Genomic DNA, 11,785 nt, shown 5'->3' with positions numbered 1-11,785 from the left:
ACGACAGTGGGCGGGCCCGCAGGCCGGATTTGGTCATACTATTATTCTTGTGGGACAATAGCCTGCTGCAGATTCCACAATCATGACATAGCCACCTATAGGCACCAAGTTTTATGGCCCAGTTTTTCAAGCCCCAAAAGAAATCCACCCAGCCCCAACGTATTGAATTTACGGTAGACAGTCTGGATCACCACTGCGTCGGTATCGGCCGTCATCAGGGCAAGGCGATCTTCATCGAAGGGGCGCTGCCCGGCGAGCAGGTCAAGGCCCGCATCCTCGAAGACAAGAAGCAGTATGCCCACGCCGCCTTGCAACAGGTGGTGACCCCGGCAGCCAATCGCATCGCCCCCTTCTGCAGCCACTACCGCGAGTGCGGCGGTTGCAATGCCCAGCATCTCGGTGAGGCGGATCAGCAGGCCGCCAAGGAGGCCGGTTTGGTCAGCCTGTTCGAGCGGCTGGGGCAGATCAAGGCGCCAGCGCTGGAGCCCGTGCTGACAGGGGAGTCTCGCGCCTACCGCCGGGTCTGCCGGCTGGCCATCAAGTTTGACAAGAATGGCCGCTGCACCCGGGTCGGTTTTCGTCGTCGCCAATCCAACGACCTGGTGGAGATCGAGGACTGCCCCGTGCTGGCCGAGCCGCTCTCTGCCCTCATTAACCCTCTGCGCGACTGCCTCAATCGCCTCAAGAGCCAGCGTGAGCTGGGCCATGCCGAACTCATTCAGGCCGAGCAGGGGATCATGATGCTGCTGCGCCATACGGGTCGTCCCAACGAGGGGGATCGCGCCCTGCTGGTGGCGTTTGCGCAGACGCAGGGGATAGACCTCTATCTGCAGGCTGCCGATGAACGCATCGAGCCATTGCACCAGGTATTCCAGCCATCCTACTCACTGGATGGCCTGTCTCTTGCATTTGCTCCTGGTGACTTCATTCAGGTCAACGGCCCCATCAACCAGAGCATGGTGGCCCAGGCGCTGGCGTGGCTCGGGGCGAGCAAGGATGACAAGGTGCTGGATCTGTTCTGCGGCATTGGCAACTTCACCCTGCCACTGGCCCGTCAGGCCCGGGAAGTGGTGGGCGTGGAAGGGGAGCTGGCCATGGTGGCCCGCGCCGAGGAGAACGCCCGTCGCAACGGCATCGACAATGCCCGTTTCTACAAGGCGGACTTGAGCGGTGACATAGTCGGCATGTCCTGGGCGCGGGAAGGGTTCGATCTGGTGCTGCTGGATCCGGCCCGCCCCGGTGCGCTGGAGGTGATGGGGCACGTCGTGAAACTTTCACCCAAGCGAGTGGTCTACGTTTCCTGTAACCCGGTCACCCTGGCCCGTGACAGCCAGGTGCTGGTGAAAGGGGGCTACCGACTGGTACGTCTGGGGATGCTCGACATGTTCCCCCACACCGGCCATCTGGAGTCCATGGCCCTGTTTGAGCGGTAATGAACGGAGTAATCCAGCCCCTTGGTCTGATGCGTGTGGGGGCCGGATATGTTCTTTTATTCCGGTATATCTGGTGTCCATCAGGCTGTTTGAGCGGGAGTGAACTGAGTAATCCAGCCCCTTGGTCTGATGTGTTTGGGGGCCGGATATGTTCTTTTATTCTGGTGTATCTGGCGTCCATCAGGCTGTTTGAGCGGGAGTGATTGGGGTAATCTAGCCCCTCGTAAATCGGCTGGGCCTGTTGGAGAACTCTATTGTCTTTATTGACAATATGCCTTGAAAAGTTCTCCAGATATCCCCATCTGAGGCAGTCTCATCAGGTGAGGGGGAGGAAGCGGTAGCTTTCGGCCCAATAATTTAAAGGATTGATACCATGGTTGCGGTTCGCGATATTCATTTGAAAGACAACTTCACCCTGGAAGAGTGGGTCAGCTCGCTCTCCTTGAGTGACAGTGACAAGGATCAGTTGCGAACCGTCTACCAGTATTGTCTGACGCTCGGTGACGAGGCGCTCACCAACCGCCTGCTGGTGCGTGGCGTCGAGATGGCGGGCATTCTGCTGATGCTCAGCATGGATCTCGGCACCCTCAAGGCCGCCATCATCTACCCCTTCGTCGAAGCCGGCCTCATCAGCCAGGAGCGGATGGACGAAGACTTCGGTCCCAAGATCGCCAAGCTGGTGGAAGGGGTGCTGGAGATGGAAGCCATCCGCTCCCTGCAGACCCTGCACCGCAGCGAGACCTCGCCGGAACAGGTCGACAACGTGCGCCGCATGCTGCTCGCCATGGTCGAGGATGTGCGTGCCGTGGTCATCAAGCTGGCGGAGCGGATCGCCTGCCTGCGGGAAGCGAAGAAGGCGGATGAAGAGACCCGGGTGCTGATGGCCCAGGAGATCACCAACATCTATGCCCCGCTGGCCAACCGGCTCGGCATAGGTCAGCTCAAATGGGAGCTGGAAGATCTTGCCTTCCGTTACCTGCACCCGGACACCTACAAGCAGATCGCCAAGCAGCTCGACGAGAAGCGCCTCGACCGGGAGCGCTACATCCGCGAGTTCGTGCAGTCCCTGCGCGATGCCCTCAAGGAAGCGGATGTGGAGGCTGAAGTCTATGGCCGTCCGAAACACATCTACAGCATCTGGCGCAAGATGCAGAAGAAGCACCTCGAGTTCAACGAGCTGTTCGACGTGCGCGCTGTGCGGGTGGTGACCAAGCGGCTGCAGGATTGCTACGCGGCGCTCGGCATAGTCCATACCCATTTCCACCATATTCCCCGCGAGTTTGACGACTATGTCGCCAACCCCAAACCCAACGGCTATCAGTCGATCCACACAGTGGTGGTGGGGCCGGAAGGCAAGACGGTGGAGATCCAGATCCGCACCGACCAGATGCATCAGGATGCCGAGCTGGGGGTGGCCGCTCACTGGCGCTACAAGGAAGGGGCCCAGGCCGCCAACAAGGCCAACAACTTCGAAGACAAGATCGAGTGGCTGCGCAAGCTGCTCGCCTGGCAGGAGGATCTCTCCGAGAGCGGCTCCCTGCTCGAGGATCTGCGCAGTCAGGTGTTCGAGGACAGGGTCTATGTGTTCACCCCGAAAGGGGATGTCATCGACTTGCCGGCGGGTGCCACCCCGCTCGACTTCGCCTATCACGTGCACAGCATGATCGGCCACCGCTGCATCGGCGCCAAGATTGACGGTCGTATCGTGCCCTTCACCTATGCGCTGCAAACCGGCGACCAGGTGGAGGTGATCACCCAGAAGGAGCCGAACCCGAGCCGCGACTGGATGAACCCCAACTCGGGTTTCCTGCGCTCCAGCCGGGCGCGGGCCAAGGTGGCCACCTGGTTCAGAAAGCTGGATCGGGACAAGAACATAGCCGCCGGCAAGGAGCTGCTGGAGAAGGAGCTGGACAGACACAACCTGACCCTCTCCAAGGTGGACAAGGTGGTGCTCGAGCGTTTCCACGCCGAGGAGCTGGAAGACCTGCTGGCCGGTATCGGCAGCGGCGACATCCGCATCAACCAGCTGCTCAACTACCTGGACACCCGTTACAACAAGCCGACGGCGGAAGAAGAAGATCGCCGTGTGCTGGAAAAACTGGAGCAGAAGGCCAATACCCCGTTCCGGCCCAAGCCCAAGGATCACATAGTGGTGGAAGGGGTCGGCAATCTGATGACCCACATCGCCCGCTGCTGCCAGCCCATCCCGGGCGACACCATTCAGGGCTTCATCACCATGGGGCGCGGGGTATCCATCCACAGGGATGATTGCGAGCAGCTCAAGGAGCTCTCCCGTCGCAACCCGGAACGACTGATCGATGCGGTGTGGGGGGAGAACTACTCGGGTGGTTATGGCCTCACCATTCGCATCCTCTCCAACGATCGCTCGGGTCTGCTGCGGGACATCACTACCGTGCTGGCCAACGAGAAGATCAACGTGATGGGGGTGCGTTCGCGCTCCAACGTGCGCGAGCAGACCGCCGAGATCGACATGGAGCTGGAGATTTACAACATCAACGCCTTCAACCGGGCGTTGGCCAAGCTCAGCCAGCTCAACGACGTGATCAGCGCCAAGCGCCTCTGATACCCAGCGACCGGCCCAGGGTGGGCCGGTCGCTTTTCCTCTGTTTGAACGACCTGAAAGCGGATCTCCCATGTCCCAACGTTACGACCTGCCCCAACTGCTCGACATGAGATTGATCGGCTGCACGGCTTGATGTCGCTTCATCCCCATTTAACGAATCGAAAGTGAGTAGCTCATGTCTCAACGTTACGACCTCTCTCAATTGCTCGATATCATGTCTCGCCTGCGTGACCCGCAAGAGGGTTGCCCCTGGGATCTCAAGCAGAGCTTCCAGACCATAGTGCCGCACACCCTGGAAGAGGCCTATGAGGTCGCCGATGCCATCGAAACCCGAGATTGGCAGGGATTGAAGGGGGAACTCGGTGATTTGCTGTTCCAGGTGGTCTTCTACGCCCAGCTGGGCAAGGAGCAGGGGCTGTTCGATTTCGCCGATATCGTCGATACGGTGAGCGAGAAGCTCATTCGTCGCCATCCCCATGTGTTTTCCGATGCGGATCTCGGTGACGAGCAGGCGGTGAAGGTGAACTGGGAGGCCGAGAAGGCCAAAGAGCGGGCCGCGCTCGACAAGGAAAGCGTGCTGGATGACATACCGCTCGCGCTGCCGGCCCTGACCCGTTCGGCCAAGATCCAGAAGCGCTGTGCCACTGTTGGCTTCGACTGGAAGACGCTGGGCCCTGTGGTGGACAAGATCCACGAAGAGATCGACGAGGTGATGGAAGAGGCGCTGATGGCCGACGTCGACGAGGCGCGGGTGAGCGATGAGCTCGGTGACCTGCTGTTTGCCACCGTCAACCTGGTACGTCATCTTGGCAAGGATCCTGAGCAGGTGCTGCGGGGCGCCAACAGCAAGTTCGAACGTCGCTTTCGTCAGGTTGAGCAGTTTATCGCCGCGGAAGGGCTGAAAATGACCGATTGCTCTCTGGAAAAGCTGGACGCAGCCTGGGACAAGGCCAAGGAAACCGAACAAAGTTGATTTGGCGCAAGATGAGGGGGCGGTGAGCCTGATAGATTTTTGTTCATTGTTTGGGAGAGGGGGTTTTGGTATACTGTTTCCCCGTCCTGCTTCATCCCCGAAGCACCCCTTAAAATTCCCTAAACTTCTTTCAGGTTCAGCATGACGACAAAATATATTTTTGTAACTGGTGGCGTTGTTTCATCCCTCGGCAAAGGCATTGCCGCAGCTTCTCTGGCAGCCATTCTGGAAGCCCGTGGTCTGGATGTGACCATCATGAAACTGGACCCCTATATCAACGTGGATCCGGGCACCATGAGCCCGACCCAGCACGGTGAAGTATTCGTAACCGAGGACGGGGCCGAAACCGATCTGGATCTGGGCCACTACGAGCGTTTCATCCGCACCAAGATGACTCGCCGCAACAACTTTACCACTGGTCGCATCTACGCCGACGTGCTGCGCAAAGAGCGCCGTGGCGACTATCTGGGCGCCACCATTCAGGTCATCCCGCACATCACCAACGCCATCAAGGAGCGGGTGATTGCCGGTGCCGAAGGCCATCAGGTTGCCATCGTCGAAGTGGGCGGTACCGTGGGCGATATCGAGTCCCTGCCGTTCCTCGAGGCCATTCGTCAGCTGGCTGCCGAAGTGGGCCGCAACAGCGCCATGTTCATGCACCTGACCCTGGTGCCTTACCTGGCTGCCGCCGGTGAAGTGAAGACCAAGCCGACCCAGCACTCGGTGAAAGAGCTGCTCTCCATCGGGATCCAGCCGGATGTGCTGATCTGCCGATCTGACCGTGCCATTCCGGCCAATGAGCGTGCCAAGATTGCCCTGTTCTGCAACGTGCCTGAGCGCGCCGTCATCTCCATGAAAGACGTCGACTCCATCTACAAGATCCCGGCCCTGCTCAAGTCCCAGAATCTGGACTCCTACTTCACCGAGCGTTTCGGTCTGGAGTGCAAGGAGGCCGACCTGTCCGAGTGGGAACAGGTGGTCTTCGAAGAGGCCAACCCGACTGCGGAAGTGACCATCGGTATGGTCGGCAAGTATGTCTCCCTGCCGGATGCCTACAAGTCCGTCAACGAGGCGCTCAAGCACGGTGGCCTCAAGACCCGTCTCTCCGTCACCATCAAGTACATCGATTCCCAGGATATCGAGACCCGTGGCTCCGAGCTGCTGGAAGGCCTGGACGCGATCCTGGTGCCGGGTGGCTTCGGTGAGCGCGGCGTGGAAGGCAAGATCCAGGCGGCCCAGTATGCCCGTGAAAACAAGATCCCTTATCTGGGTATCTGCCTCGGCATGCAGGTTGCCATGATCGAATTTGCACGCAACGTGGCGGGCATGACAGGGGCTCACTCCTCCGAATTCAAGAAAGATTGTGCCTATCCGGTCGTCGGTCTCATCACCGAGTGGGTGGATGACGAAGGCAACGTCGAGACTCGTACCGAGAAGTCTGATCTGGGCGGCACCATGCGTCTGGGCTCCCAGCTCTGCCACCTGGTCGAAGGTTCCAAGGTGCGTCAGATGTACGGCAGCCCGACCATTTACGAGCGCCACCGTCACCGTTACGAAGTGAACAACAAGCTGCTGCCGCAGATTGAAGCGGCAGGTCTGAAAGTGACCGGTCTCTCCGCCGACAAAAAATTGGTGGAAATTATCGAGATCCCGGATCACCCTTGGTTCGTGGCGGCGCAGTTCCACCCGGAGTTCACCTCGACTCCCCGTGATGGCCACGCCCTGTTCGCCGGTTTTGTGAAGGCGGCAGGCGAGTATCAGAAGCGTAATCTGAAGTAATTGAAAATAAATGCGGTTGAGGCTCTGTGCCACAGCCGCTTTTTTTGGCATATTTTTGTTGTTTTTTTACGAAACCTGAGGAAATACACATGTCCAAGATCGTTAAAGTGATCGGTCGTGAAATCATCGACTCCCGTGGTAACCCGACCGTTGAGGCCGAAGTTCACCTGGAAGGTGGTTTTGTTGGTATGGCAGCCGCTCCGTCTGGCGCGTCCACCGGTTCCCGCGAAGCGCTGGAACTGCGTGACGGCGACAAGAGCCGTTTCCTGGGTAAAGGCGTTCTGAAAGCCCTCGCCGCCGTCAACGGCCCGATCGCTCAAGCTCTGCTGGGTAAAGATGCCAAGGACCAGGCCGCTATCGACCAGATCATGATCGACCTCGACGGCACCGAGAACAAATCCAAGTTTGGCGCCAACGCCATCCTGGCTGTTTCCCTGGCCAACGCCAAAGCCGCCGCTGCTGCCAAAGGCATGCCGCTGTACGCTCACATCGCCGAGCTGAACGGCACCGCGGGTGTTTACTCCATGCCGCTGCCGATGATGAACATCATCAACGGTGGTGAGCACGCCGACAACAACGTCGACATCCAGGAGTTCATGATCCAGCCGGTTGGCGCCAAGACCCTGAAAGAAGCCGTTCGCATGGGCGCCGAAGTGTTCCACAACCTGGCCAAAGTGCTGAAGTCCAAGGGCTACAACACTGCTGTTGGTGACGAAGGTGGTTTCGCTCCCAACCTGAAATCCAACGCCGAAGCGCTGGAAGTGATCGCAGAAGCCGTTGCTGCTGCTGGCTATGTCCTGGGTAAAGACATCACCCTGGCCATGGACTGTGCTGCTTCCGAGTTCTATGACGCAGAGAAGAAAGAGTACAACCTGAAAGGCGAAGGTCGTATCTTCACCTCCAACGGTTTCTCTGACTACCTGGCTGACCTGACCACCAAGTTCCCGATCGTCTCCATCGAAGATGGCCTGGACGAATCTGACTGGGACGGTTTTGCTTACCAGACTGCTGAACTGGGCAAGAAAATCCAGATCGTGGGTGACGACCTGTTCGTAACCAACACCAAGATCCTGAAGCGCGGTATCGACAACGGCGTTGCCAACTCCATCCTGATCAAGTTCAACCAGATCGGTTCCCTGACCGAAACTCTGGCTGCCATCAAGATGGCCAAAGACGCTGGCTACACTGCCGTCATCTCCCACCGCTCCGGTGAGACCGAAGACGCGACCATCGCCGACCTGGCTGTTGGTACCGCTGCTGGCCAGATCAAGACAGGTTCCATGAGCCGTTCTGACCGTGTTGCCAAGTACAACCAGCTGATCCGTATCGAAGAAGCTCTGGGTGCCAAAGCTCCTTTCCGCGGTCTGAAAGAAGTTAAAAACCAGGCTTAATTCCAGCCCGCCCTTAATCTGCTCAAAGCCCCGCCAATCTGGCGGGGCTTTTTCGTTTCCGTCATCGCCGGGTGCGGTTTCTGCATTTTTTATTCCGGCCCAGCCCATCCGGGACACAGGCTTCCTTTTGTCTTGCCTGCGAATATGGGAAACTAGGCCGCTTGAAGGAGACTCAGTGCATGCGGCTACTCACTCTTATCCTGCTCTTCCTGTTGGGAGGGCTTCAATATGACCTCTGGCTGGGGAAAAATGGCCTGTCCGATTATCACGAATTGTCTGACGCCATCTCCCGGCAGCAGCAGGACAATCTGGTACTCAAGGATCGCAACAACCTGATTTATCGCGAGATTGACGATCTGACCTCGGGCCTCGAGGCCATAGAGGAGCTGTCGCGCAACGATCTCGGCTACATCAAGCAGGGCGAGACCTTCTACCGGATCATCCCCAAGGATAAGGACAAGGGCTCCAGCTCGGGAGACGCAGCCTACGATGACTGATCGCCAGACCGGGCTGACCGCCATAGTCCCCGCCGCCGGGATTGGCAGCCGGATGGGCGCCGATTGTCCGAAACAGTATCTGCAGCTGGCGGGACAGACCATTCTCGAGCATACCCTCGGCGCCCTGCTGTCACACCCGGCCATTGCCCGGGTGATAGTGGCGCTGGCGCCCCACGATCGCTGGTTTGATGCCCTGCCCGTTGCGACAGACCCGCGTGTCCTGCGGGTAGAGGGGGGCGCCGAGCGCGCCTTTTCCGTTCTCAATGCGCTGCATGTGGCAGAGGGGGAGTGGGTGCTGGTGCACGATGCCGCCCGTCCCTGTCTGACCCACGGCGATCTCGACCGGCTCATCGCCACCGCCATCCAGTGTGGTGGCGCCATTCTCGGCAGCCGGGTGCGCGACACCATGAAGCGTTCAGACGCCATGGGCAACATACTCGGCACCGTCGATCGCGAGCAGCTCTGGCATGCCCTGACGCCGCAGATGTTCCCCGCCCGCACCCTGCTGCGGGCGCTGGAGGAGGGGCTGGCCTTGGGGGCCACCATCACCGACGAGGCCTCCGCCATGGAGCGTGCCGGTTTCACAGTACGCATGGTGGAAGGGCGTGCCGACAACATCAAGGTGACCCGGCCGGAGGATCTCTCTCTGGCGGGGCTGTTTTTAAGCCAGCAGGCATAAGTCGATACACCCAGACAAGGAGCGAGCATGATCCGGATGGGACATGCGGTTGAGGTGCACAGGGTTTGGGTGGATGAGTCTCCTGCCTGTTTGGAGGATGTCAGGCCGATCTTGAGGTGAACAAGGTTTAGGCGGAGAAGTTTCCTGCGTGTTTGGAGGATGTCAGGCGTGATACGAATTGGACATGGTTTTGATGTACACAAATTTGGTGGGGTTGGCCCCTGCATGCTGGGTGGCGTCGCCGTGCCGTATGAACAGGGCCTGCTGGCCCATTCCGACGGCGATGTGGTACTGCACGCGGTGAGCGATGCCCTGCTTGGCGCCATAGGCGCCGGTGACATAGGCCGCCACTTTCCCGATACCGCCGCGCAATTCAAGGGGATCGACAGCCGGATCCTGCTGCGGGACGTGTTTGCCCGAGTAAAAAAGGCGGGTTATGCCATCGGCAATCTGGACGTGACCATCATAGCCCAGGCCCCCAAGATGGCGCCCCATATCGACGCCATGTGCGCCGTGCTGGCCGCCGACCTGATGTGTGATTTGAACCGGGTGAATGTCAAGGCGACTACCACAGAACAACTCGGGTTTACGGGGCGCAAGGAAGGGATCGCCACCGAAGCCGTCGTCTTACTGGTGAAACAATAATGTTGGAACAACTCAGTTATCTGCACGGAGCGCCCGCCGCCCGTGGCATCCTCAAGGCCGAGGCCAGTGATTTCGTGGTGGTTGAGGATCTCGGCTTCGAGCCCTGCGGCGAGGGCGAACACATTTTCGTGCGGGTGCGCAAAACCGGCGAGAACACCGCCTGGGTGGCGGGCCTGCTGGCCGATGCGGCCGGGGTCAATCGCAACGCTGTGACCTGGGCTGGCCTCAAGGATCGCCACGCCGTGACCGAGCAGTGGTTCGGCATTCACCTGCCGGGTAAGGCAGAGCCGAACCTTTCGGTGATCGAGAGTGACAGCATCCAGATCCTGCAGGTGAAGCGCCACAACAAGAAGCTGCGGGTTGGCTATCTCAAGGGCAACCACTTCACCCTGCGTCTGACCGGGCTGGAAAAGACCGAGGGACTGGCGTCCCGCCTGCAGGCCATCGCCAGTCAGGGGGTGCCGAACTACTACGGCGAGCAGCGTTTTGGCCGGGGTGGCAACAATCTGGAAGCGGCCAAGGCGATGTTTGCCGGCAAGCGGATCAATGATCGCAACAAACGCTCCCTCTACCTCTCCGCCGCCCGCAGCATGCTGTTCAATGCCATCGTCAGCGCCCGTATCGAGCAGGGGCTGGCTCACCAGCTGCTGGCCGGTGATTGTCTGATGCTCAAGGGCAGCCACTCCATCTTCAGCGAAGAGCTGCTGACCCCGGAGCTGGAGGCGCGTCTCGCCTCCGGTGACGTGCAGCTGACTGCTCCCCAGTGGGGCCGTGGCCGGCTGGCGAGCCAGGGGGCGGCGGCCGATTTCGAGCAGGGAGTGCTGGCCGCTTACCCCGAATGGTGCGCAGGTCTGGAGAAGGCCGGGCTGGATCAGGACCGCCGCCCGCTCCTGCTCAAGCCGGAACAGATGAGCTGGCAGCTGGACGGCGAGGCCTTGACCCTGTCGTTCTTCCTGCCGGCCGGTGCCTTTGCCACCAGCGTGGTACGCGAATTAATGCAGGCCGAAGAGGCCGATCATGGTTTCAGGAATCAGTCCGATGCGAATTCTGGTCAGTAATGACGATGGCGTGCATGCCGAGGGGATCAGAGCCCTCAGCGCTGCGCTGACGGCCTGTGGCGAAGTCATAGTGGTGGCGCCGGATCGCAACCGCAGCGGCGCGAGTCACTCCCTGACGCTGGAGGTGCCGTTGCGGGTTACCCGTCTCAGCGAAACCGGTTTTAATGGGATAGAGAGCTATGCGGTGAAGGGGACGCCGACCGACTGCGTGCATCTGGCGGTCAACGAACTGGTGCGCCCTGAACCCGACATGGTGGTGGCTGGCATCAACCACGGTGCCAACCTGGGGGATGATGTCATCTACTCGGGCACGGTCGCGGCGGCTACCGAAGGGCGTCACCTCGGCTTTCCCTCGCTGGCCATCTCGCTGGTAGGCAAGACCCATTTCGCCAGCGCGGCCCACTATGCGGCCCTGCTGGTGAAGGGCATGATGGTGCACCCGCTGCCTGCCGATCAGATCCTCAACGTCAACGTGCCGGACCTGCCCCTCGATCAGATCAAGGGGATCAGGGTGACTCGCCTTGGCAACCGCCATCGGGCGGAATCTGTGATCTGCAGCGAGGATCCCCGTGGTCAGCCCATCTACTGGATCGGCCCCCCCGGCAGCCAGCAGGATGCGGGAGAAGGCACGGATTTCGCCGCCATCGAGCAGGGCTACGTCTCGATCACCCCCCTGACCATCGATATGACTGCCTACAGCAGTCTGGCGGGTCTGGGGGCTTGGTTAGACCTGCAGGGATGAAGGT

At 59.9% G+C, this 11,785-nt stretch carries 10 protein-coding genes; all 10 read left to right on the top strand.

The window, feature by feature from the left end:
• Positions 1-113: 113 nt before the first annotated feature.
• Complete coding sequence (rlmD, locus tag ACM3N8_RS19675; RefSeq protein ID WP_290019308.1) at positions 114-1,433, top strand: 23S rRNA (uracil(1939)-C(5))-methyltransferase RlmD; 1,320 nt, start codon at positions 114-116, stop codon at positions 1,431-1,433.
• A 373-nt stretch (positions 1,434-1,806) separates the two neighbouring features.
• Positions 1,807-4,017, top strand: coding sequence for a GTP diphosphokinase (gene relA, locus ACM3N8_RS19670; protein ID WP_043142131.1), 2,211 nt, complete (start codon positions 1,807-1,809; stop codon positions 4,015-4,017).
• A gap of 175 nt (positions 4,018-4,192) precedes the next feature.
• Complete coding sequence (gene mazG / locus ACM3N8_RS19665) at positions 4,193-4,990, top strand: nucleoside triphosphate pyrophosphohydrolase (RefSeq protein ID WP_043554948.1); 798 nt, start codon at positions 4,193-4,195, stop codon at positions 4,988-4,990.
• A gap of 141 nt (positions 4,991-5,131) precedes the next feature.
• On the top strand, positions 5,132-6,769 hold the full coding sequence (gene pyrG, locus ACM3N8_RS19660) for a glutamine hydrolyzing CTP synthase (protein WP_042872670.1): 1,638 nt from the start codon (positions 5,132-5,134) through the stop codon (positions 6,767-6,769).
• Positions 6,770-6,858: 89 nt separating this feature from the next.
• Positions 6,859-8,160: a phosphopyruvate hydratase gene (eno, locus tag ACM3N8_RS19655; RefSeq protein ID WP_103472742.1), complete on the top strand. Its 1,302-nt coding sequence runs from the start codon at positions 6,859-6,861 to the stop codon at positions 8,158-8,160.
• A 179-nt stretch (positions 8,161-8,339) separates the two neighbouring features.
• The gene (gene ftsB / locus ACM3N8_RS19650; RefSeq protein ID WP_042872668.1) at positions 8,340-8,657 is read left to right on the top strand and encodes a cell division protein FtsB; all 318 of its coding nucleotides are present in this window, start codon (positions 8,340-8,342) and stop codon (positions 8,655-8,657) included.
• Complete coding sequence (gene ispD, locus ACM3N8_RS19645) at positions 8,650-9,336, top strand: 2-C-methyl-D-erythritol 4-phosphate cytidylyltransferase (RefSeq protein WP_098980695.1); 687 nt, start codon at positions 8,650-8,652, stop codon at positions 9,334-9,336. Before ftsB ends, ispD begins: the two co-directional genes overlap by 8 nt.
• Positions 9,337-9,504: 168 nt before the next feature.
• On the top strand, positions 9,505-9,981 hold the full coding sequence (gene ispF, locus ACM3N8_RS19640; protein WP_042872662.1) for a 2-C-methyl-D-erythritol 2,4-cyclodiphosphate synthase: 477 nt from the start codon (positions 9,505-9,507) through the stop codon (positions 9,979-9,981).
• Entirely contained in the window at positions 9,981-11,039 is a 1,059-nt protein-coding gene (gene truD / locus ACM3N8_RS19635; RefSeq protein WP_290019309.1) for a tRNA pseudouridine(13) synthase TruD, read from the top strand. Before ispF ends, truD begins: the two co-directional genes overlap by 1 nt.
• Positions 11,020-11,781: a 5'/3'-nucleotidase SurE gene (gene surE, locus ACM3N8_RS19630; RefSeq protein ID WP_042872659.1), complete on the top strand. Its 762-nt coding sequence runs from the start codon at positions 11,020-11,022 to the stop codon at positions 11,779-11,781. Before truD ends, surE begins: the two co-directional genes overlap by 20 nt.
• Positions 11,782-11,785: the final 4 nt, after the last annotated feature.

Source organism: Aeromonas sp. A04 (genome assembly GCF_047780465.1).
Taxonomy (GTDB): Bacteria; Pseudomonadota; Gammaproteobacteria; order Enterobacterales; family Aeromonadaceae; genus Aeromonas; species Aeromonas bestiarum.
This window is presented reverse-complemented; position numbering and strand designations above follow the sequence as displayed.

Bases quoted from the DNA above. Each gene is read 5' to 3' on its own strand.
- rlmD (WP_290019308.1), top strand. From the start codon at position 114: ATGGCCCAGTTTTTCAAGCCCCAAAAGAAATCCACCCAGCCCCAACGT.
- relA (WP_043142131.1), top strand. From the start codon at position 1,807: ATGGTTGCGGTTCGCGATATTCATTTGAAAGACAACTTCACCCTGGAA.
- mazG (WP_043554948.1), top strand. From the start codon at position 4,193: ATGTCTCAACGTTACGACCTCTCTCAATTGCTCGATATCATGTCTCGC.
- pyrG (WP_042872670.1), top strand. From the start codon at position 5,132: ATGACGACAAAATATATTTTTGTAACTGGTGGCGTTGTTTCATCCCTC.
- eno (WP_103472742.1), top strand. From the start codon at position 6,859: ATGTCCAAGATCGTTAAAGTGATCGGTCGTGAAATCATCGACTCCCGT.
- ftsB (WP_042872668.1), top strand. From the start codon at position 8,340: ATGCGGCTACTCACTCTTATCCTGCTCTTCCTGTTGGGAGGGCTTCAA.
- ispD (WP_098980695.1), top strand. From the start codon at position 8,650: ATGACTGATCGCCAGACCGGGCTGACCGCCATAGTCCCCGCCGCCGGG.
- truD (WP_290019309.1), top strand. From the start codon at position 9,981: ATGTTGGAACAACTCAGTTATCTGCACGGAGCGCCCGCCGCCCGTGGC.
- surE (WP_042872659.1), top strand. From the start codon at position 11,020: ATGCGAATTCTGGTCAGTAATGACGATGGCGTGCATGCCGAGGGGATC.